16 protein-coding genes are annotated in these 20,912 nt (G+C 70.2%); 8 read left to right on the forward strand and 8 right to left on the reverse strand.

Annotation, left to right across the window (positions count from 1 at the left end; translation table 11 throughout):
* Positions 1 to 117: 117 nt before the first annotated feature.
* Both ileS and ACIGXX_RS21260 read right to left on the reverse strand, forming a co-directional pair.
* Positions 118 to 3,258, reverse strand: a complete 3,141-nt coding sequence (gene ileS / locus ACIGXX_RS21255) for an isoleucine--tRNA ligase (RefSeq protein WP_361463823.1) — start codon at positions 3,256 to 3,258, stop codon at positions 118 to 120.
* Between the two features lie 392 nt (positions 3,259 to 3,650).
* Positions 3,651 to 3,842, reverse strand: a complete 192-nt coding sequence (locus tag ACIGXX_RS21260; RefSeq protein WP_160504522.1) for a DUF1059 domain-containing protein — start codon at positions 3,840 to 3,842, stop codon at positions 3,651 to 3,653.
* Between the two features lie 305 nt (positions 3,843 to 4,147).
* On the opposite strand from ACIGXX_RS21260, the gene ACIGXX_RS21265 reads away from it, so the two are divergent.
* The 5 genes from ACIGXX_RS21265 to ACIGXX_RS21285 all read left to right on the forward strand — a co-directional run bounded on the left by ACIGXX_RS21265 (position 4,148) and on the right by ACIGXX_RS21285 (position 9,043).
* On the forward strand, positions 4,148 to 5,083 hold the full coding sequence (locus ACIGXX_RS21265; RefSeq protein ID WP_351162373.1) for a TraR/DksA C4-type zinc finger protein: 936 nt from the start codon (positions 4,148 to 4,150) through the stop codon (positions 5,081 to 5,083).
* A gap of 78 nt (positions 5,084 to 5,161) precedes the next feature.
* A complete protein-coding gene (gene lspA, locus ACIGXX_RS21270; protein WP_361463744.1) occupies positions 5,162 to 5,866 on the forward strand; it encodes a signal peptidase II in 705 nt (234 codons plus the stop codon).
* Positions 5,867 to 5,960: 94 nt separating this feature from the next.
* Entirely contained in the window at positions 5,961 to 6,902 is a 942-nt protein-coding gene (locus ACIGXX_RS21275; protein ID WP_351162369.1) for an RluA family pseudouridine synthase, read from the forward strand.
* Entirely contained in the window at positions 6,899 to 7,369 is a 471-nt protein-coding gene (locus ACIGXX_RS21280; protein WP_351162367.1) for a GNAT family N-acetyltransferase, read from the forward strand. The genes ACIGXX_RS21275 and ACIGXX_RS21280 overlap by 4 nt, the downstream gene beginning before the upstream one ends.
* An 84-nt stretch (positions 7,370 to 7,453) precedes the next feature.
* A complete protein-coding gene (locus tag ACIGXX_RS21285; RefSeq protein WP_351162365.1) occupies positions 7,454 to 9,043 on the forward strand; it encodes a Na+/H+ antiporter in 1,590 nt (529 codons plus the stop codon).
* Between the two features lie 27 nt (positions 9,044 to 9,070).
* Here ACIGXX_RS21285 and ACIGXX_RS21290 read toward each other — a convergent pair whose 3' ends face one another.
* A complete protein-coding gene (locus ACIGXX_RS21290; protein ID WP_351162363.1) occupies positions 9,071 to 10,162 on the reverse strand; it encodes a mechanosensitive ion channel domain-containing protein in 1,092 nt (363 codons plus the stop codon).
* A gap of 30 nt (positions 10,163 to 10,192) precedes the next feature.
* Here ACIGXX_RS21290 and ACIGXX_RS21295 point away from each other — a divergent pair, with 30 nt between their 5' ends.
* Complete coding sequence (locus tag ACIGXX_RS21295) at positions 10,193 to 10,762, forward strand: dienelactone hydrolase family protein (protein ID WP_351162361.1); 570 nt, start codon at positions 10,193 to 10,195, stop codon at positions 10,760 to 10,762.
* Positions 10,763 to 10,814: 52 nt separating this feature from the next.
* Here the strand turns inward: ACIGXX_RS21295 and ACIGXX_RS21300 are convergent, their stop codons facing one another.
* The 4 genes from ACIGXX_RS21300 to ACIGXX_RS21315 all read right to left on the reverse strand — a co-directional run bounded on the left by ACIGXX_RS21300 (position 10,815) and on the right by ACIGXX_RS21315 (position 15,393).
* Positions 10,815 to 12,323, reverse strand: a complete 1,509-nt coding sequence (locus tag ACIGXX_RS21300; RefSeq protein ID WP_351162359.1) for a serine/threonine-protein kinase — start codon at positions 12,321 to 12,323, stop codon at positions 10,815 to 10,817.
* A gap of 112 nt (positions 12,324 to 12,435) precedes the next feature.
* The gene (locus tag ACIGXX_RS21305; protein ID WP_351162357.1) at positions 12,436 to 13,254 is read right to left on the reverse strand and encodes a thioredoxin domain-containing protein; all 819 of its coding nucleotides are present in this window, start codon (positions 13,252 to 13,254) and stop codon (positions 12,436 to 12,438) included.
* Positions 13,255 to 13,298: 44 nt separating this feature from the next.
* A complete protein-coding gene (locus tag ACIGXX_RS21310; protein WP_351162355.1) occupies positions 13,299 to 13,985 on the reverse strand; it encodes a hypothetical protein in 687 nt (228 codons plus the stop codon).
* 79 nt (positions 13,986 to 14,064) lie between these two features.
* The gene (locus tag ACIGXX_RS21315) at positions 14,065 to 15,393 is read right to left on the reverse strand and encodes a DUF2252 domain-containing protein (protein WP_351162353.1); all 1,329 of its coding nucleotides are present in this window, start codon (positions 15,391 to 15,393) and stop codon (positions 14,065 to 14,067) included.
* A gap of 189 nt (positions 15,394 to 15,582) precedes the next feature.
* Between ACIGXX_RS21315 and dnaE the strand changes: the two genes are divergently transcribed.
* On the forward strand, positions 15,583 to 19,119 hold the full coding sequence (gene dnaE, locus ACIGXX_RS21320) for a DNA polymerase III subunit alpha (RefSeq protein WP_351162351.1): 3,537 nt from the start codon (positions 15,583 to 15,585) through the stop codon (positions 19,117 to 19,119).
* A gap of 73 nt (positions 19,120 to 19,192) precedes the next feature.
* Here the strand turns inward: dnaE and ACIGXX_RS21325 are convergent, their stop codons facing one another.
* The gene (locus ACIGXX_RS21325; RefSeq protein WP_351162349.1) at positions 19,193 to 19,378 is read right to left on the reverse strand and encodes a hypothetical protein; all 186 of its coding nucleotides are present in this window, start codon (positions 19,376 to 19,378) and stop codon (positions 19,193 to 19,195) included.
* 258 nt (positions 19,379 to 19,636) lie between these two features.
* On the opposite strand from ACIGXX_RS21325, the gene ACIGXX_RS21330 reads away from it, so the two are divergent.
* The gene (locus ACIGXX_RS21330) at positions 19,637 to 20,893 is read left to right on the forward strand and encodes an NYN domain-containing protein (RefSeq protein WP_366462279.1); all 1,257 of its coding nucleotides are present in this window, start codon (positions 19,637 to 19,639) and stop codon (positions 20,891 to 20,893) included.
* Positions 20,894 to 20,912 lie beyond the last annotated feature (19 nt).

The following is a 20,912-nucleotide window of genomic DNA, read 5'->3' on the forward strand; positions in this document are numbered from 1 at the left end:
CCCCAGTACTCCTGGGGGCCTCGCCCTTTTCCGTCTCCACCTGCTCTGCCCGGAACGCCGAAGGCCCGGTCCCGCCAGGATCTCTGGCGGGACCGGGCCTTCGCCGGTTCTCGGTGGCTACGCCTTGCGGAGGCGGAACGTCAGGGACAGGGACTCGTCCGTGAACGTCTCGCCGTACGCGCCGTCGGCCTCGCCCTGGGAGAAGTCCGTGGCGAGCACCTCGTCCGCGATGAGGTCGGCGTGGTCGGACAGGGCCGTGATCACGGCCGGGTCCGTGGAGGTCCAGCGCAGGGCGATCCGGTCCGCGACGTCCAGGCCGCTGTTCTTGCGGGCCTCCTGGATCAGGCGGATCGCGTCACGGGCCAGGCCCGCCCGGCGCAGCTCCTCGGTGATCTCCAGGTCGAGGGCGACCGTGGCACCGGAGTCGGACGCCACCGACCAGCCCTCGCGCGGGGTCTCGGTGATGATGACCTCGTCCGGGGCCAGCGTCACCTTCTCGCCGTCGACCTCGACCGACGCCGTGCCCTCGCGCAGGGCCAGGGACAGGGCTGCCGCGTCCGCGTCGGCGACGGCCTTGGCGACCGCCTGGACGCCCTTGCCGAAGCGCTTGCCCAGGGCACGGAAGTTGGCCTTCGCGGTCGTGTCGACCAGTGAGCCGCCGACCTCGGAGAGTGACGCCAGCGAGGAGACGTTGAGCTCCTCGGTGATCTGGGCGTGCAGCTCCGGGTTGAGCGACTCGAAGCCCGTGGCCGCGATCAGGGCGCGGGAGAGCGGCTGGCGGGTCTTGACGCCCGACTCCGCGCGCGTGGCGCGGCCCAGCTCCACCAGGCGGCGCACGAGCACCATCTGGCGCGACAGGTCCGGGTCGATCGCCGACAGGTCGGCCTCGGGCCACGACGTCAGGTGGACCGACTCCGGGGCGTCCGGGGTGACCGGCACCACCAGGTCCTGCCAGACGCGCTCCGCGATGAACGGCGTCAGCGGGGCCATCAGGCGCGTGACCGTCTCCAGGACCTCGTGCAGGGTGCGCAGGGCCGCCTTGTCGCCCTGCCAGAAGCGGCGCCGCGAACGGCGTACGTACCAGTTCGAGAGGTTGTCGACGAACGTGGACAGGAGCTTGCCCGCGCGCTGGGTGTCGTAGCCCTCCAGGGCTTGGGTGACCTGGTCGGTGAGCGCGTGCAGCTCGCTGAGCAGCCAGCGGTCCAGGAGCGGGCGGTCGGCGGGCGCCGGGTCGGCGTCGCCGGGGGCCCACTTCGACGTACGGGCGTACAGCGCCTGGAAGGCGACCGTGTTCCAGTACGTCAGGAGCGTCTTGCGCACGACCTCCTGGATCGTGCCGTGGCCCACGCGGCGGGCCGCCCACGGGGAGCCGCCGGCCGCCATGAACCAGCGCACCGCGTCGGCGCCGTGCTGGTCCATCAGCTGGATCGGCTCCAGGGTGTTGCCCAGGTGCTTGGACATCTTGCGGCCGTCCTCGGCGAGGATGTGGCCGAGGCACACGACGTTCTCGTAACTCGACTTGTCGAAGACCAGGGTGCCTACCGCCATGAGCGTGTAGAACCAGCCGCGGGTCTGGTCGATGGCCTCCGAGATGAACTGCGCCGGGTAGCGGCTCTCGAAGAGCTCCTTGTTCTTGTGCGGGTAGCCCCACTGCGCGAACGGCATCGAACCCGAGTCGTACCAGGCGTCGATGACCTCGGGGACGCGCGTCGCTGTCTCCTGGCAGGTCGGGCAGGGGAAGGTCACCGCGTCGATGAACGGGCGGTGCGGGTCGAGCTCCGACTGGTCGGTGCCCGTCAGGTCGGAGAGCTCGGCGCGCGAACCCACGCACGTCAAGTGGCCTTCCTCGCAGCGCCAGATGGGCAGCGGGGTGCCCCAGTAGCGGTTGCGGGAGAGCGCCCAGTCGACGTTGTTGGTCAGCCAGTCGCCGAAGCGGCCGTGCTTGACCGAGTCCGGGAACCAGTTGGTCTTCTCGTTCTCCTGGAGGAGGCGGTCCTTGACGGCCGTGGTGCGGATGTACCAGGACGGCTGCGCGTAGTAGAGGAGCGCCGTGTGGCAGCGCCAGCAGTGCGGATAGCTGTGCTCGTACGGGATGTGACGGAAGAGCAGACCGCGCTCCTGGAGATCCTCGGTCAGCTTTTCGTCGGCCTTCTTGAAGAAGACACCGCCCACGAGCGGGACGTCCTCCTCGAAGGTGCCGTCGGGGCGCACCGGGTTCACGACGGGGAGACCGTACGACCGGCAGACCTTGAGGTCGTCCTCACCGAAGGCGGGGGACTGGTGGACCAGACCGGTGCCGTCCTCGGTGGTCACGTAGTCGGCGTTGACCACGTAGTGCGCGGGAGCCGGAAACTCCACGAGCTCGAAGGGGCGCTGGTAGTTCCAGCGCTCCATCTCGGCGCCGGTGAAGGTCTGTCCCGTGCTCTCCCAGCCCTCGCCGAGCGCCTTCTCGAGGAGCGGCTCGGCGACCACGAGCTTCTCTTCGCCGTTCGTCGCGACGACGTACGTGACATCCGGGTGCGCGGCGACCGCGGTGTTGGAGACGAGGGTCCACGGAGTGGTCGTCCACACCAGGAGGGCCGCCTCGCCCGCGAGCGGGCCGCCGGTGAGCGGGAAGCGGACGAAGACGGACGGGTCGACGACCGTCTCGTAGCCCTGCGCCAGCTCGTGGTCGGAGAGGCCGGTGCCGCAGCGCGGGCACCAGGGGGCGACGCGGTGGTCCTGGACCAGGAGGTCCTTGTTGAAGATCTCCTTCAGGGACCACCAGACGGAGTCGACGTACTCCGGGTCCATGGTGCGGTACGCGTCGTCGAGGTCGACCCAGTACCCCATGCGGTTCGTGAGGTCGGTGAAGGCGTCGGTGTGCCGGGTCACGGACTCGCGGCACTTGGCGTTGAACTCGGCGATGCCGTACGCCTCGATGTCCTTCTTGCCGTTGAACCCGAGCTCCTTCTCGACCGCGAGCTCGACCGGGAGGCCGTGGCAGTCCCAGCCGGCCTTTCGGGCGACGTGGTAGCCCCGCATGGTGCGGAAGCGCGGGAAGACGTCCTTGAAGACGCGGGCCTCGATGTGGTGGGCGCCCGGCATGCCGTTGGCGGTGGGCGGGCCCTCGTAGAACACCCACTCGGGGCGCCCCTCGGACTGCTCCAGGCTCTTGGCGAAGATCTTCTGCTCGCGCCAGAAGTCGAGCACGGCGTGCTCGAGGGCGGGCAGGTCGACCTGGGCGGGCACCTGGCGGTACTGCGGCTGCGTGTGCAACGGCTGCGTGTTCAACGCGCTTCCTCCGGCGGACGATTCCGTTCCGTCGGAGGGACGAGAGCCGCTTGTCGCGCTCCCGCGGTACCACCCTCCTTGGCCTTCCTGATGCGCGGGTGGCGCTCGGGAAAGCCCCCTCATTGGGGTCGCGATGCCGGGTCTACTGGCCGGTGGCGGGCTGGAGGGCCCGCTGCCGGTGGTTCTTCCGGCGGCTCCGGGGTGATCTTCGCGTCGTGCCTGCCCCCGGGCTCACACCGTCCCCGGGTCGCTCATGGCCGCGTACGCCGCTACTCGTCCCCATCCACGCTTCTCGCTGGGCCCAGTGTACGGGGCCGGGGCGGACGCGGCCGACCGGTTATTCGGGCGCCCCCAGGCGTGCTGATGGGGCGTGCTGCTCAGGCGTGCTGGGGGATCTCGTCGCGGAGGGAGTCGCGGACCATCTTCCGCAGCTCCGGGCTGTCGGTGTGCCCGTGGACGGACACGGCGTGCTCGCTGGCGGCGCGGACCACTTCCTCCTCCTCGCCGGAGATGGCGAGGGTGCAGTTGGTCTCGCTCGGGAATTCTCGGCAGTCGGCTGTTTTGCGCATGGCGCACCTTCTTGTGTCATGTCCCATTTTATGCTTGGTTTCAGCCTTGCGGCGGGCCGGCGGCCGATGCCGACGGGACCGCGGTGACTGACCCGAATGCCGCCATCCGGAGCGTGCGGATCCCGACCCCTCGTCCGGCCGGATTACCCGGCTGGGAGCTGGGCACAACGCATGCATGCCTGCCGCTCTGTACCCGTGGGGCGGGCGTATGGAGCGGCGTGCCCCGTTGCCGCGGGCCCTGAGTCGATTTATCGTCCCAGCACGATTGCGCGAGCAAGATCACAAAATGTGAAGGGGCCGCGGCCATGGTGGCGAAGAAGACCGCCGTACAGCATTCGGCGTCAGGCAGATCCACGGGCGCGGCCACACAGGGAGCAGGCGGGACGCACGGTTCCCACGGCGCGCACGAGGGCGTGAAGCCGACGGACGAGAAGGCCGCGGGCGAGAAGTCCGCGGCCAAGAAGACCACGAAGAAGGCGGCGGCCAAGAAGGCCGTGGCCAAGAAGGCGGCCGTCAAGAAGGCCGTCGCCAAGAAGGCGGTCGTCAAGGTCGCCGATGCCGGCAAGAAGACACCGGCCGGGGAAGGCCCCGCCAAGGAGTCCGCCGCGGCGAAGAAGGCGCCCGCCGCGAAGAAGGCCCCGCCGGCGAAGAAAACAGCTGCCAAGAAGAGCACGGCCAAGAAGAGCACAGCCAAGAAGACGGCCGCGAGTGCGGCCGATGGTGCGGCTCAGGCCGCGGAGACGACGGGAGCCACGACAGTGGTCACGAAGAAGACTCCGGGCACGGCGACGGCAGCGAAGAAGCCGACGGCGGTGCCCAAGGCGCGTGTCGCCGCCGCGGAGCCCGGTGAGCTCGCGGTCAGGCCGGGCGAGGACCCCTGGACCCCGGAGGAGGTCGAGGAGGCCCGCGCGGAGCTCCAGAGCGAGGCACTGCGGCTCGGCAGTGAGATCTCCTCCTCCGAGGACGCCCTGGCGGGGCTGATGCGGGACTCCGGGGACGGCGCGGGCGACGACGACGCCGACACCGGCACCAAGAACATCACGCGGGAACACGAGATGTCGCTGGCCGCCAACGCGCGCGAGATGCTCGTCCAGACCGAGCGCGCCCTGGAGCGGCTGGATGCCGGTACGTACGGCATCTGCGAGAACTGCGGCAATCCCATCGGCAAGGCCCGGATGCAGGCCTTCCCTCGCGCGACCCTGTGCATGGACTGCAAGCAGAAGCAGGAACGGCGCTACTGAACGCGGCCTGACCACCTGGTGCCGTACGTGTGTGCCGTACTCTCGTCCCCAGTCAGGTACCTAGGTTGAGGGACTCACGTGGCAGAGGCGGAGCGCATCATCGGTACGCCGGATACCCCTGAGGCGGCTGGGGCCGAGCCGGAGCAGTCCGCCTCGGGCTCCGGCGCGGCGGCGGGGCAGGACGAGCAGGGCGAGCGGGCCTCCAAGGACGAGCAGGCCTTGTCCGAGAGGACGGCTTCGTCCGGCGAGACGGCTTCGCCGGACGAGCAGGCCTCGCCCGACGAGCAGCCGTCCAAGGGCAAGCGCAAGATCCTCGTCCTGTTCGTGGTGGCCGTGCTCGCGTACGCCCTGGACCTCGTCAGCAAGATGATCGTCGTCGCGAAGCTCGAGCACCACGAGCCGATCGAGATCATCGGCGACTGGCTCCAGTTCAACGCCATCCGCAACGCGGGCGCCGCCTTCGGGATCGGCGAGGCCTTCACCGTGATCTTCACCTGCATCGCGGCGGCCGTGATCGTGGTGATCGCCCGCCTGGCGCGCAAGCTCTACAGCATGCCCTGGGCGATCGCCCTCGGCATGCTGCTCGGCGGCGCCCTGGGCAACCTCACCGACCGGATCTTCCGGGCCCCCGGAGTGTTCGAGGGCGCGGTGGTCGACTTCATCGCGCCGAAGGGCTTCGCGGTGTTCAACCTCGCGGACTCGGCGATCGTGTGCGGCGGCTTCCTGATCGTGATCCTGTCCTTCCGCGGCCTGGACCCGGACGGGACCGTCCACAAGGACTGAGCCGCACGGGAACGAGCAAGGACCGATCACGGACCGGGCTCATGGCGGAGCCTCGTGGTGCGGGAGTGTCAGTGGCCTCCTGCATACTCAATGGGTGAGCACGATTCCCGAGATCCGTACCCTGCCCGTGCCGGACGGCCTGGAGGGCGAGCGCGTAGACGCCGCCATCTCTCGCATGTTCGGTTTTTCCCGCACGAAGGCCGCCGAGCTGGCGGCGGCAGGCAAGGTGATGGTCGACGGCAGCGTGGTCGGCAAGTCCGAGCGTGTGCACGGCGGCGCCTGGCTGGAGGTGGAGATGCCGCAGGCGCCCGCTCCGGTGCAGATCGTGGCCGAGCCCGTCGAGGGCATGGAGATCATCCATGACGACGACGACATCCTCGTGATCGTCAAGCCGGTCGGCGTGGCCGCGCACCCGAGCCCCGGCTGGACCGGCACCACGGTGATCGGCGGCCTCGCGGCCGCCGGGTACCGCATCTCGACCTCCGGCGCCGCCGAGCGCCAGGGCATCGTGCACCGCCTCGACGTGGGCACCTCCGGTCTGATGGCGGTCGCCAAGTCGGAGCGCGCGTACACCTCCCTGAAGCGCCAGTTCAAGGAGCGCACGGTCGACAAGCGCTACAACGCGCTGGTGCAGGGCCACCCCGACCCGATGAGCGGCACGATCGACGCCCCCATCGGCCGCCACCCGCACCACGACTACAAGTGGGCGGTCACCGCCGAGGGCAAGCCCTCCGTCACGCACTACGACCTCATCGAGGCGTTCCGGGCCGCCTCGCTGCTCGACATCAAGCTGGAGACGGGCCGCACGCACCAGATCCGCGTGCACATGGCGGCCCACCGGCACCCGTGCGTGGGCGACCTGACGTACGGCGCGGACCCGACCCTCGCCAAGCGGCTCGGCCTCACGCGCCAGTGGCTGCACGCGGTGCGGCTCGGCTTCGAGCACCCCGGTGACGGGCAGTGGGTCGAGTTCGAGAGCACCTACCCGGACGACCTCCAGCTGGCACTCGACCGGGTGCGGGCCGAGAGCTCATGAGCGCCGGGGTCACCTGCCGGGTCGCGGTCGAGACCGACGACCTGGAGGCCTGCTTCGCCGTCCGCAAGGAAGTCTTCGTCGTCGAGCAGCAGGTCCCCGAGGATCTTGAGTACGACGCGTACGACGCCGGGGCGGTGCACGTCCTGGCGGTCCGCGACGACGGGACGCCGCTGGGCACCGGACGCCTCCTCTCCGGCGCGGCGGCCGCGGCCAAGAACGGCGGAGACCCCGACGTGGGCGCGCTCGGCCGGCTCGCGGTGACGCGGGCCGCGCGCGGACTCGGCGTCGGCGCCGCCCTGGTGCGGGCGATCGAGGACGCGGCACGCGCGCGTGGCCTCACCGCGGTCGACCTGCACGCCCAGACGCACGCACTGGGGTTCTACGAACGCCTGGGGTACGAGGTCTACGGCCCCGAATTCCCCGACGCGGGCATCCCGCACCGGGCGATGCAAAAGACGCTGACCTAGGGCATTCGCCCGGTTCGCGGGGAGCGCGTGGCAGGGTTGAGGTCTTGATCGTCCGACCTGTCTCGAAACGCCGGAGGGCGCACCGTGGACCAACTGGCGCTGCTGCTCGTTCTGTTGCTCGGGGCCGTGGTGACGGTGCCGCTGGGGGACCGGCTCGGGCTGCCCGCGCCCGTCCTCATGACGCTGGCCGGGATCGTTCTCGCCTTCGCCCCCTGGGTCCCGAACGTCGAGATCCCGCCCGACTACATCCTTCCGCTGGTCCTTCCGCCCTTGCTGTACGCGGCCGTCCAGCGCACCTCCTGGCGGCAGTTCGCCGCGAACAGACGCCCCATCTTCCTGCTCGCGGTCGCGCTCGTCTTCGTGACGACAGCGGCCGTCGCCGCGATCGCGGGCTCGGTCGTCCCCGGACTGCCGATCGCCGCCGCCGTGGCGCTCGGCGCGCTCGTGGCGCCGCCCGACCCGGTGGCCGCGACCGCCGTCGCCGGGTCGCTCGGGCTGCCGCGGCGGCTCGTGTCGATCCTGGAGGGCGAGGGGCTCTTCAACGACGTCACGGCGATCGTGCTCTACCACGTGGCGATCGCGGCGGCGGTGAGCGGAACGTTCTCGTGGCCGTCGGCGGTGGGGCAGCTGGTGCTCTCCGCGGTGGTCGCCGTCGCCATGGGCATCGCGCTCGGCTGGCTCACCAACAAGCTCATGGGGCTGCTCGGCGATGCCACCCTGCAGACCGGCCTGACGCTGCTCGTGCCCTTCGTGAGCTACGTCCTGGCCGAGGAGCTGATGGGCTCCGGAGTGCTCGCCGTACTGACCACCGCGCTCTACCTCGCGGAGCACGCCGCCGACGCGGACGACGTGCTCGGCCGGATCACCGGGCAGACGTTCTGGAGAATCGTCGACACCCTGGTCACCGGCGTCGCCTTCGGACTCATCGGGCTCGAGCTGCACAACGTCTTCGGCACGGCGAGCGGCCGGGAGGCGCAGATGCTCGGCTGGGGCGCGGTGGTCGTCGCGGTCGTCGTCGGCGTACGGCTGCTGTGGCTGCTGCCCGCGACCTGGCTGGCCAAGCGGCTGCACAAGCTGCGGGACGTCGACGAGGAGATCCCGACGACCTGGCGCGAGACCGTCGTCATGTGGTGGTCCGGGATGCGTGGCGTGGCGTCGGTCGCCCTCGCCCTCGCCATTCCGCTCAAGACGGAGAACGGAGATCCCTTCCCGGCCCGGGACGAGATCATCTTCATCGCCTTCTGCGTCATCATGGCGACCCTCGTCGTCCAGGGGCTCACCCTGCCCTGGCTGGTACGGAAGCTCGGGGTGCGCGCGGACACCGACGCCGAGCGGGCCATCGAGCGGGAGCTCGCCATCCGGGCGGCCAAGGCGGCCAAGCGCCGCCTCAAGGAGATCGAAGAGGTCGAGGAGCTGCCGGAGGACCTCTCGGAGCGGCTGCTGCGCGGGGCGTTCGACATCGGGGCCAGGATCAGCCCCGACATCGTCGACGACGAACGGCGCGAGCGGTACTCCAAGCGCGCCGACCGCCTCAAGGCGGTCCAGCGCATCCAGCGCGACATGATGTCGGCCGCCCGCCACGAGATCCTCGCCGCCCGCAGCGAACCCGGCGCCGACCCCGAGATCGTCGACCGGGTCCTGCACCACCTCGACGTACGCAGCCTGCGGTCCTGACCCGGGGGTCGGGCCTTCGGATACGGCTCAGCCCCGGCCCGTGCGCGGCACGATCGGCGGGGGCGGATGCGGGTGGTCGCCGTCCGGCGGCGGTTCGGCCCAGGCCGTGTTGACCCGCGGCAGCGCGTACGCGTGGTGCTCGGCCAGCCAGCGGACCAGGTGCTCGCGCACCGTGACGCGCACCGTCCAGATGTCGTCCGCGTCCTTGGCGGTGACCAGGGCACGGACCTGGATCGTGTTCGGCGTGGTGTCCGTGACCGCCAGGCCCCAGTCCCTGCCGTCCCAGGCGGCGCACTCGCGCAGGATGTCCTGGAGCTTCTCGCGCATCTCGGTGATCGGCGCCGTGTGGTCCAGCTGGAAGAAGACCGTGCCGGTCATCTGGGAGCCGCCGCGCGACCAGTTCTCGAAGGGCTTCGACACGAAGTACGACACCGGCATCGTGATCCGGCGCTCGTCCCAGGTCCGTACGGCCAGGAAGGTCAGGGTGATCTCGTCGATCGTGCCCCACTCGCCGTCCACGACGACCGTGTCGCCGATCCGCACCATGTCGCCGAAGGCGATCTGCAGCCCCGCGAAGAGGTTGGCGAGCGTGGACTGGGCCGCGACGCCCGCGACGATGCCCAGGACGCCCGCGGAGGCGAGCAGCGATGTCCCGGCGGCCTGCATGGCGGGGAAGGTCAGCAGCATCGCGCCGACGGCCACGACACCGACGATCGCGGTGACCACCCGCTGGATGAGGGTGACCTGCGTACGCACACGGCGAACACGGGCCGGATCGCGGTGGGCGCCCGCGTAGCGCGCGTAGGAGGCCTCGACGATGGCGGTCGCGATGCGGACGAGGAGCCAGGCCACCGACCCGATGAGCACCAGGGTCAGTGTCTGGGCGAGGCCCGCCGAATGGTCCTCGGCGATCTTCGCCTGTTCGAATGAGCCGCGCAGCAGGGCGGCGCAGAGGGCAAGTTGGAGCGGCAGTCGGCAGCGGCGCAGCAGACCCCACAGTGGGTTGTCGGGGTGGCGGTCATCGGTCCGGCGCAGCAGCACATCGGCCAGCCAAACCACGGCCAGCGTGAGCACGACCGAGCCGCCGACCACGATCAACGGACGCAGTACGTTCTCCATGCCCCCGAGGGTAGGTGGCACGATGGCCTCATGAACATCATGCTTTTCCACTCGACGTACGGGCTGCGGCCCGCGGTGCACGCGGCGGCCGATCGGCTGCGCGCCGCAGGGCACGAGGTGTGGACGCCGGATCTGTTCGACGGACGTACCTTCGACACCGTCGAGGAAGGCATGGCCTTCAAGGACGAGCTCGGCAAGGACGAGCTCCTGAAGCGGGCGATCCTGGCCGCGGCGCCCTACTCCGAGCGGGGCCTGGTCTACGCCGGATTCTCGCTCGGCGCGGCCACCGCGCAGACCCTCGCCCTGGGCGACGACAAGGCCCGCGGGCTGCTGCTCCTGCACGGCACGTCCGACATCGCGGAGAACACGACGGTGGACGAGCTGCCGGTGCAGCTGCACGTCGCCGAGCCGGACCAGTTCGAGACGGACGACTGGCTGAGCGCGTGGTACCTCCAGATGGGCCGGGCCGGAGCCGACGTCGAGGTCTACCGCTACGCGGGCGCCGGTCACCTCTACACCGACCCCGACCTGGACGACTACGACGCCGAGGCGGCGGAGTCGACGTGGCGCACGGCGATCGGCTTCCTGGAGACGCTCTAGCGCCGGAGCCGGTGCCCCCGGTCGCGCACGCCCCGCACGCTCCCGCCGCGGTTCACGCGCGCGTGCAGCGGCCCACCGGGGCGCTCGCGGGCGGCTTGCACTGCAGGTCGTAGTCGCCGCCGCTGGAGCTGACGTACCGCCCGACGCATTCGTTGCCCGCGGACCTGCCGCGCTCGTCGCAGAACCGCAGGGCGGCCCTGCCGTCCGCGAACGGCCCGGGAGCGTAGATCACCCAGAAGCCCGGCCGCAGCGACGCGTAGTCGTCGCTGCGCAGGTACTCCGCCTCCGGCACGTCCTTGCGCACCGCCGCGAGCCGGCGGTCGCGGGCGTCCGCGCCCGTGCCGACGGGCTCGGAGAAGAGCTGGGCGATCCAGCTGCCCGAAGCGGGGGGTGCGCCCGGCGAGGACGGCGGTGACGTGCTCGGGTCGGGGCTCTCGCTCCGCTCGGGGCTCTTGGACGGTTTCGTGGGCCTCGGTGACGCCGAGGAGGAGGCAGCCGTGGAGGCCGACGCGGAAGCCGAGGCGGAGGAACTCCCGCCGCCCTTGCCCTCCTTGCCGCCCGTCTCGTCCCCGCCGCTCAGCGCGAGCACCAGCGCGGCACCGCCCGCCAGGGCGAGCGCCACGGCGACCACCGCGGCGATCACCGGCGTACGCCTGCGGGGCACGGCGGGCAGCGGCCCCACCGTGACGGGAGGGCGCTCCGCGGTCTCCGTCGGCTGCCAGGCGATGCCGTTCGCCACCGCGGCGAGCATCGCGTCCAGCCGCTCCGCGTCCGGGCGCAGCGCAGGATCCCGCACCAGAAGGGCGCTCAGGACCGGGGCGAGCGGCCCGGAGCGCACCGGCGGCGGCACGGGGTCGTCGAGCACGGCGGCGAGCGTGGCCAGGGTCGTGGCGCGGCGCAGCGGGCTGACGCCCTCCACGGCGAGGTAGAGGACGAGGCCGAGCGACCAGAGGTCGGCCGCCGGGCCCTGGTCCGTGCCGCGGATGCGCTCGGGCGCCATGTACTCCGGCGAGCCGATCAGGTCGCCGGTCGCGGTGAGCTGCGTGGAGCCGTGCAGCGAGGCGATGCCGAAGTCCGTGAGGACCACGGAGGGGCCCGCGCCGCCGGGGACCTCGCCCCGCAGCAGGACGTTGGCGGGCTTCACGTCCCGGTGCAGGATGCCCGCCGCGTGGGCGACGCGCAGCGCCGAGAGCAGCTCGCGGCCGATGCGCGCCGCCTCGTGCGGGGGCAACGTGCCCTGTTCCAGGAGGTCCTGGAGGGTGCGGCCCGGCAGCAGCTCCATCACCAGCCAGGGGTGCGGGCCCGTGTCCACGATGTGATGGATCGTCACCACATGCGGGTGGTTGAGCCGGGCAAGGGCCCTGGCCTCGCGCAGCACGCGCTCCCGCAGGACGCGCGACTCCTCGACCGTCAGCTCCCGCTCGGTGGGCCGCACCTCCTTGATGGCCACCTCGCGGTGCAGCACGGTGTCGCGCGCTCGCCACACCGTGCCCATACCGCCGCTGCCGAGCCGCTCCAGCAGCTCGAAGCGCCCGTCCACCACGTCCCCCTGGCCACTCATGCCGCAAGGGTAAGGGGCGCCGACGGCACGCGTGACCCGGGTCGGCGCCCCGGGGGCGAGGCGCGCCCGGCCCTCGGGGCGCCGCCGCCGCGGGTGCGGCCTTTCCGGCCGGTCAGCCCTTGAGCGCCGCGTCGATGGCCGTCTTGTACTCCTCGACCGTCGAGGGGGCGTTCTTCTTGTCGGCGCCGGTCAGCTTCTTGCCGTCCATGACGAAGGAGGGCGTGCCGTCGACGTCGTCCTTGTTGTCGTCGAACTTCTTCGACATCTCCAGGGCCCAGCGGTCGTACGTGCCGTTCTTGACGTCCTTCGCGAAGGTCTTGCTCTTCTTGAGCTCCGGGACCTCGTTCGCGATCTTGGTCAGGTACGCGTCGTCCTTGAACTTGTCCTCCGTCTCGGAGGGGTGGTTCTCCTTGGAGAACAGCGCCTTCTTGTAGTCGACGAAGGCCTGGTCGCTGACGTTCAGGGCGGCACCGAGCGCGCTGAGCGCGTTCTTGGAGCCCTCACCCGTGAGGTTGCGGTCGAGGAACGAGGCGCCGATGAACTGGATCTTGTACTTGCCGTCCTCGACGTCCTTCTCGACCGTCGGGCCGACCGTCTGCTCGAAGCTCGCGCAGATCGGGCAGCGCGGGTCCTCGTAGACCTTGAGGGTCTTCTTGGCGCTGTCCTTGCCGATGACGACGGTGGTGCCGTCCGTGCCCGAGGAGTTCGCCGGCTTGACGAGCTTCTCGTCCTTGGCGGCTTCCCAGTGGTCGGGCTTGTTGGCCTGCATGACGGCGTAGCCGATGCCGCCCGCGATCGCGAGGACCGCGACGACCGAGACGCCGACGATCATCGACCGCTTCCGCTTCTGCCGCTTGCGCTCGGCTTCCTGCTGGGCGCGGATCCGCTCGCGGGCCGCGGACTTGGCGGCCTGGCTGTTGCGCTTGCTCATGGTGATGTTCTCCGTAGGGGTGACATGCGTGGGGACGGTGGTGCTCAGGCGAAGACGGCCGAGCACGGCGGTCCACGCCGTCCCACGCAGTGCACCAGAAGCCGCGTACGCGCGGTCCGCACCCGGCGGACGGGGCGCGGCAGGCGGCGTACGGGACGAAGGCGGACGCCGACCGCGGCGACCGCGATCAGCAGCGGCCGGAAGGTGGCCGCGGCCATCGCGTGAAGCACCTGGGCCAGGGCGCGCTCGCCGCGCCGCAGCCAGGCCGCCGCGAGCAGGCCGATCCCGATGTGCGCGCCGAGCAGCAGCCAGGCGGCGCCCGGATCGGCGTCGGCGAGCAGCACGGCGGCACGGTGTCCGTCGCCGCCGGTCATCTGCGCCAGCGGGGTGCCGACGCTCGTACCGCCGCACAGCACGTCGAAGCCGACGGAGCGCAGCGGGCCCGCGACGGGGCCGCCCGCCTGGCCGTAACAGACGTGCTGCCCCGTGGTGAACACCGTGTCGGCGGCCAGTTCCAGCGGGATCAGCAGGGCGGCGATGCGGCCGAAGCCGCGCTCGCGCCCCGCCAGCGCGTACGCGATGACGAAGACCGCCGCGGCGATCACGGCGACGGTCGTCAGCGGAAGCGGAACGCGGGACAGCAGGACGTGCGACGCGGCGGAGAGCGTCACGACGAGCGTCGTGAAGAGCGCCGCGCGCACGGCTCTGAGCTGGGTCCCGGATATGTCCATCGCGCAGCCGAGTGTGCCATGTGCTCCCATAAGGCAGCCCTAAAGGGTGGCTATGAGTTACGCGGCGCCCTCTTCGTGCCTACAGACCCGGAATCCGACCGTTGCGGAACAGGTCGACGAAGATCTGGTGGTCCCTGCGGGCCCGTGCGCCGTACTCGTGCGCGAAGTCCACCAGGAGGCCCGCGAAGCCCTCTTCGTCCGCTGCGATCGCGGCGTCGATCGCGCGCTCCGTGGAGAAGGGCACCAGGTCCGAGTGGCCGCTCTCGTCGTCCGCTGCGGAGTGCATCGTGGCGGTCGCGCGGCCCAGGTCGGCGATGACCGCGGCGATCTCGTCCCAGTCGTCGATGTCCGACCAGTCCAGGTCCACCGCGTACGGAGAGACCTCGGCGACCAGCTGGCCCGCGCCGTCCAGCTCGGTCCAGCCCAGCCACGGGTCGGCGTGCGCCTGGAGCGCGCGCTGCGAGATCACCGTGCGGTGGCCCTCGTGCTGGAAGTAGTCGCGGACCGCGCCGTCGGTGATGTGCCGCGAGACGGCCGGGGTCTGGGCCTGCTTGAGGTAGATCACGACGTCGTTCTCCAGCGCGTCGCTGTTGCCCTCGAGAAGGATGTTGTACGAAGGCAGCCCCGCGGAGCCGATGCCGATGCCGCGGCGTCCGACGACGTCCTTCACCCGGTACGAGTCGGGCCGGGTGAGCGAGGACTCGGGCAGCGTCTCCAGATAGCCGTCGAAGGCCGCGAGCACCTTGTAGCGCGTGGCCGCGTCGAGCTCGATGGAGCCGCCGCCCGGGGCGAAGCGGCGCTCGAAGTCGCGGATCTCCGTCATGGACTCCAGGAGCCCGAAGCGGGTCAGCGAGCGCGCGTCGCGCAGCGCGTCCAGGAGCGGGCCCTGGGCGGTGTCAAGCGTGAAGGGCGGCACCTCGTCGCTCTTGGCGCCGGCCGCCAGGTCGTGGATGCGCTCGCGGTAGGCCGCCGCGTAGATCCGCACCAGGTCGGTGATCTGCTCGTCGCTGAGCGCCTTCGTGTACCCGATCAGGGCCACGGAGGCGGCGAAGCGCTTCAGGTCCCAGGTGAAGGGGCCGACGTACGCCTCGTCGAAGTCGTTCACGTTGAAGATCAGGCGGCCCTGGGCGTCCATGTACGTGCCGAAGTTCTCCGCGTGCAGGTCGCCGTGGATCCACACCCGTCCCGTGCGCTCGTCCAGGTACGGACCGCCGTGCTGCTCGCGCTCCAGGTCCCCGTAGAAGAGGCAGGCCGTGCCGCGGTAGAACGCGAAGGCGGAGGCGGCCATCTTCCGGAACTTCACCCGGAACGCGGCGGGGTCCGCGGCGAGCAGCTCGCCGAACGCGGTGTCGAAGACGGAGAGGATCTGCTCGCCGCGCTGCTCAGCGGTGGGCTGCGGGTCCGACATCGCGGGGTGCCTCCAGGTAACGGGTGGTGCCAGGTCGTGCATGACATTTGGGACAGGTGTTCCGACCTGTCCAACGCACGACGGTACCCCCGAGTGCCCGCCGGTTGTCAGTGCCGCGGATTAGACTTCCACGCTGTCCCCCCAGACTGCCCGCAGTCCGTTGCCGATGTTCTCCGGAGGCCTCCCGCCGTGACCAAGCCGCCCTTTACGCACCTCCACGTCCACACCCAGTACTCGCTGCTGGACGGTGCCGCGCGGCTGAAGGACATGTTCAACGCCTGTAATGAGATGGGCATGACGCACATCGCCATGTCCGACCACGGCAATCTGCACGGGGCGTACGACTTCTTCCACTCGGCGCAGAAGGCGGGCGTCACGCCGATCATCGGCATCGAGGCGTATGTGGCCCCGGAGTCCCGCCGCAACAAGCGGAAGATCAAGTGGGGCCAGCCGCACCAGAAGCGTGACGACGTGTCCGGTTCGGGTGGTTACACCCACAAGACGATCTGGGCGGCGAACAGCACCGGCCTGCACAACCTCTTCCGGCTCTCCTCGGACGCGTACGCCGAGGGCTGGCTCCAGAAGTGGCCGCGCATGGACAAGGAGACGATCTCCCAGTGGTCGGAGGGCCTGATCGCCTCCACCGGCTGCCCCTCCGGAGAGCTCCAGACCCGCCTGCGCCTGGGCCAGTACGAGGAGGCCCGCAAGGCCGCCGGTGAGTACCAGGACATCTTCGGCAAGGACCGGTACTTCCTGGAGCTGATGGACCACGGCATCGACATCGAGCGCCGGGTCCGCGACGACCTCCTGAAGATCGGCAAGGAGCTGGGCATCCCGCCCCTGGTCACGAACGACTCGCACTACACGTACGCCCACGAGTCGACCGCGCACGACGCCCTGCTCTGCATCCAGACCGGCAAGAACCTCTCGGACCCCGACCGCTTCCGCTTCGACGGCACCGGCTACTACCTGAAGTCCACGGACGAGATGTACGCCATCGACTCCTCGGACGCCTGGCAGGAAGGCTGCCGCAACACGCTCCTGGTCGCCGAGCAGATCGACACCACCGGGATGTTCGAGAAGCGCGACCTCATGCCGAAGTTCGAGATCCCGGAGGGCTTCACCGAAGTCACCTGGTTCCAGGAGGAGGTCCGGGTCGGCATGGGCCGCCGCTACCCGGGCGGTGTCCCCGACGACCGGCAGAAGCAGGCCGAGTACGAGATGGACATCATCATCCAGATGGGGTTCCCGGGGTACTTCCTCGTGGTCGCCGACTTCATCATGTGGGCCAAGAACAACGGCATCGCGGTGGGTCCAGGGCGTGGCTCCGCGGCAGGCTCGATCGTCGCGTACGCCATGGGCATCACCGACCTCGACCCGATCACGCACGGCCTGATCTTCGAGCGGTTCCTCAACCCCGAGCGCGTCTCCATGCCCGATGTCGACATCGACTTCGACGAGCGCAGGCGCGTGGAAGTCATCCGGTACGTGACCGAGAAGTACGGCGCCGACAAGGTCGCCATGATCGGCACGTACGGCAAGATCAAGGCGAAGAACGCCATCAAGGACTCCGCGCGCGTGCTCGGATATCCGTACGCGATGGGCGACCGCCTCACCAAGGCGATGCCCGCCGACGTCCTCGGCAAGGGCATCGACCTCTCCGGCATCACGGACACCAAGCACCCGCGCTACAGCGAGGCGGGCGAGATCCGGGGGATGTACGAGAACGAGCCGGACGTGAAGAAGGTCATCGACACCGCCAAGGGTGTGGAGGGCCTGGTCCGGCAGATGGGCGTGCACGCGGCCGGCGTGATCATGTCCAGCGAGCCGATCGTGGACCACGCGCCGCTCTGGACGCGCCACACGGACGGCGTCACCATCACGCAGTGGGACTATCCCCAGTGCGAGTCACTCGGCCTGCTCAAGATGGACTTCCTTGGCCTGCGAAACCTCACCATCATGGACGACGCCGTCAAGATGGTGCGGGCGGGCAAGGGCATCGACCTGGAGATGCTCTCCCTCCCGCTCGACGACCCGAAGACCTTCCAACTGCTCTGCCGCGGTGACACGCTCGGCGTCTTCCAGTTCGACGGCGGCCCGATGCGTTCGCTGCTGCGCCAGATGCAGCCCGACAACTTCGAGGACATTTCCGCCGTATCGGCCCTCTACCGGCCGGGCCCGATGGGCATGAACTCGCACATCAACTACGCGGAGCGCAAGAACGGCCGCCAGGAGATCACGCCGATCCACCCGGAGCTCGAAGAGCCCCTGAAGGAGACGCTGGGCCTGACCTACGGCCTCATCGTGTACCAGGAGCAGGTGCAGAAGGCCGCGCAGATCATCGCCGGCTACTCCCTCGGCGAAGCCGACATCCTGCGCCGCGTGATGGGCAAGAAGAAGCCCGACGAGCTGGCGAAGAACTTCGTCCTCTTCCAGGAGGGAGCGAAGAAGAACGGCTATTCGGACGCCGCGATCCAGGCGCTGTGGGACGTCCTGGTGCCCTTCGCCGGGTACGCGTTCAACAAGGCGCACTCCTCGGCGTACGGCCTGGTCACGTACTGGACGGCCTACCTCAAGGCGAACTACCCCGCCGAGTACATGGCCGCGCTGCTCACCTCGGTCAAGGACGACAAGGACAAGTCGGCCGTCTATCTGAACGAGTGCCGGCGCATGGGCATCAAGGTGCTGCCGCCGAACGTGAACGAGTCCGTGCACAACTTCGCCGCGCAGGGCGACGACGTGATCCTCTTCGGCCTGGAGGCGGTCCGCAACGTCGGTACGAACGTGGTCGAGTCGATCGTCCGCTCGCGCAAGGCGAAGGGGAAGTTCGCCTCCTTCCCGGACTACCTCGACAAGGTCGAGGCCGCCGCCTGCAACAAGCGGACCACGGAGTCGCTGATCAAGGCGGGCGCCTTCGACACCATGGGGCACACCCGCAAGGGCCTGACCGCGCAGTACGAGCCGATGATCGACAACGTCGTGCAGGTCAAGCGCAAGGAGGCGGAAGGGCAGTTCGACCTCTTCGGAGGGGGCGAGGACGGCGGGGACGAGCCGGGCTTCGGGCTCGACGTGGAGTTCTCCACCGACGAGTGGGAAAAGACGTATCTCCTCGCCCAGGAGCGGGAGATGCTCGGTCTGTACGTCTCCGACCATCCGCTCTTCGGCCTGGAGCACGTGCTGTCCGACAAGGCCGACGCGGGCATCGGGCAGCTCACCGGCGGTGACTACTCGGACGGCTCGATCGTCACCATCGGCGGCATCATCTCCGGCCTCCAGCGCAAGATGACCAAGCAGGGCAACGCCTGGGCCATCGCCACGGTCGAGGACCTCGCGGGCTCCATCGAGTGCATGTTCTTCCCGGCGACCTATCAGCTGGTGTCGACCCAACTCGTCGAGGACGCGGTGGTGTTCGTCAAGGGCCGCCTCGACAAGCGCGAGGACGTGCCGCGCCTGGTCGCGATGGAGATGCAGGTCCCCGACCTGTCGAACGCGGGCACCAACGCGCCCGTCCTGATCACCATTCCGACGGTGAAGGTGACCCCGCCGATGGTCACCCGCCTCGGCGAGATCCTCAGCCACCACCGCGGCAACAGCGAGGTGCGGATCAAGCTCCAGGGGGCGCAGAAGACGACGGTGCTGCGGCTCGACCGCCACCGCGTACAGCCGGATCCCGCCCTTTTCGGTGACCTGAAGGTGCTGCTCGGCGCGTCCTGTCTGGCCGGGTAGGTCCGATCCACGTCGAAGGGGCGCACCCGGAAGTCCGGGTGCGCCCCTTCACGCATATGCGCCTGTGCGCGCGTCAGTTGTGGCCGAAGCGACGCTGGTGCTTGCGCGCGACCTCGGCCGGGCTGCCCTGCGACTGCACGGCGTCCTTCATCCGCGACTCGGCCTGCTCCGCCGACGACTTGGCCTGCTCCGACGCCTGCTCCGCTGCCGAGGCGCGGTTCTCGTCGCCGCCCTGCTTGCGGTTCTTGTTCTTGGCCATAGTGATCTTCCTCCTGAGGGGGATCTGGGGGCCAGGATGCGACCAGATTCACATATGGCGACAAGCTGCGCATTTCAGAGAATTACCGTGCGTAATAAGCCCTGTCGGAGGCCCGTCGGAGCCCCGCCGGAAAATGAAGTGGAGCTACGCCACGCCGAAGATCGAGTTCCGGCCGTTAACCTCCGCAGGGTCGGGCAGACTCGAAGGAAACCCGAACCATTGCTTCCAGGGAATCTCCAGGGAAAGAGGGTGGATCGCGTGGACCGCTGCATCGTCCTGGTGGACGCCGGGTATCTGCTGGGTGCGGCCGCGAGTCTCCTCGCGGGCGAGCCGTCGCGGTCCCGGATCACCGTCGATCACACCGCCCTGATCCAGGGCATCCGTGAGCGCGCCGAATCCGACACCGAGCGCCCCCTGCTGCGGATCTACTGGTTCGACGGAGCCCCCGACCGCGTCCCGCAGCCCGAGCACCGCAGGCTGCGCGTCATGCCCCGCGTGACGGTCCGGCTCGGCGCCCTGACCCGGAGCGACGGACGGTGGGCCCAGAAGGGCGTCGACGCCGCCATGCACGCCGAGCTGACGGAGCTGGCCCGCAACCGCGCCTGCTCGGACATCGTGCTCGTCACCGGCGACGGGGACCTGCTGCCCGGCATGATGGCCGCCAAGGAGCACGGCGTCGCCGTCCACCTGTGGGCCGTGCAGGCCGCCGACGGGGACTACAACCAGTCCGAGGACCTCGTCGCCGAGGCCGACGAGCGCCGCGTCCTGGACCGCGCCTGGATCACCAAGGCCGTACGCCCCAAGGAGCTCACCGGCGTCTGCGCGCCCCCTCCCGCCCCGCGCCCCGAGATCGCCGCGATCCTCTCCGCGCCCCTGCCGGAGTCCGCGCTCGCCGCCAGCGCCCAGCGCGCCGCCGACGAGGCCGCGGGAGTGCACCACGCCCAGCACGGACAGCACGCCGAGGCCGGGGCCAACGGAGACGGCGCCGGCGCCCACCACCCGCCGGGCAAGGGCGTGCCCACCCCCAAGGACCTGGCCGCCCTGCGCGGCCCCGGCACCCAGGCCGCCCCGCAGCCCACCAACGCCACGCTGCGCTGGTCCTCCGACAAGGGCTGGGTCGAGCGCCCCGGCGGCGCCGCGGAGAGCCCGGAGGCCGCCGCCCTGCCGACGCTCGCCCAGCTGACGACGGCCGAGCAGCGCTGGGCCGACCGGGAGGAGGACATCACCACCGTCGGCGGTGATCCTTTCGAGGTCGGGCAGGTGTTCGCGCGCCGCTGGATGGCCCGCCTGCCGGAACAGCACAACCTCCAGAAGCTCTCGACGATGTACCCGCGCATCCCGCACCGCGTCGACGGCGAGCTCCTGCGGTACGCGGCCCGCTTCGGTCTGCTCGCCCACAAGGACGACCAGATCGACGAGCACGACCGGTACGCGATCCGGGCGGGCTTCTGGCGCGAGATCGACGTCCACACGGCCGTCGAGCACGCCCCGGTGGGCGACCGCTCCGGCGAGTGACCGAACGGATACGCGAACG

Origin of the sequence: Streptomyces sp. NPDC055243 (assembly GCF_044544025.1) — a bacterium.
GTDB lineage: Bacteria > Actinomycetota > Actinomycetes > Streptomycetales > Streptomycetaceae > Streptomyces.